This is a genomic window from Legionella bozemanae (genome assembly GCF_001648595.1).
Lineage (GTDB): Bacteria > Pseudomonadota > Gammaproteobacteria > Legionellales > Legionellaceae > Legionella > Legionella bozemanae.
Map to the genome: position 1 here is coordinate 1 of NZ_LBAW01000118.1, position 508 is coordinate 508.

The window sequence follows — 508 nt, forward strand, 5'->3', positions numbered from 1 at the left end:
GCTCAATTTCAGAAACATCTTGTAACTGTTTTCTAATGAGCTGCTCTTCTGCAGGACAATCAAGCCCAGCCACAAAAAAGGTGGTTGCTGTTAATGGTGTTGTCATAAGGAGCTCCCACATTGGCCACAAAATTTAGCTCCAGCAGGAATGGATGCACCACAACGGCACACTGTATTTTGGATTGCCTGACCACATTGTCCACAAAATCGAGCTCCTGGCTCATTGCGACTTTGACACCGTGTACATATAACTCCCTGTGATTCATTTTGAGACATGTAGTTGTTGTTATGATTTTTTTGCTTATGATGGAAATTACCGTATCCATTTTGATGAGAACTACGATTTTGCCCATGATGCCCATTCAAGTAGTTACCCAGAAAGCGTTTTAAAAGGTTCATGTTAATTCTCCTCATCATCTTCAGCAAAATGGCGCAACATGTCGTCCAAAATACAACGTACATGCGTATCAAAAATACTGTAATAAATATGTTTTCCCTCACGATTGGC

General features: G+C 40.7%; 1 protein-coding gene and 1 pseudogene. Both read right to left on the reverse strand.

Annotation, left to right across the window (positions count from 1 at the left end; all coding sequences use genetic code 11):
• Positions 1-102: 102 nt before the first annotated feature.
• Positions 103-399, reverse strand: coding sequence for a zinc ribbon domain-containing protein (locus tag A8O27_RS18295; protein ID WP_058461043.1), 297 nt, complete (start codon positions 397-399; stop codon positions 103-105).
• Position 400: 1 nt separating this feature from the next.
• Positions 401-508 (reverse strand): annotated as a pseudogene (locus A8O27_RS19430) (transcriptional regulator); the annotation flags it as partial.

Excerpts from the sequence above, each read along its gene's own strand:
- A8O27_RS18295 (WP_058461043.1), bottom strand. The coding sequence starts at position 399 with ATGAACCTTTTAAAACGCTTTCTGGGTAACTACTTGAATGGGCATCAT.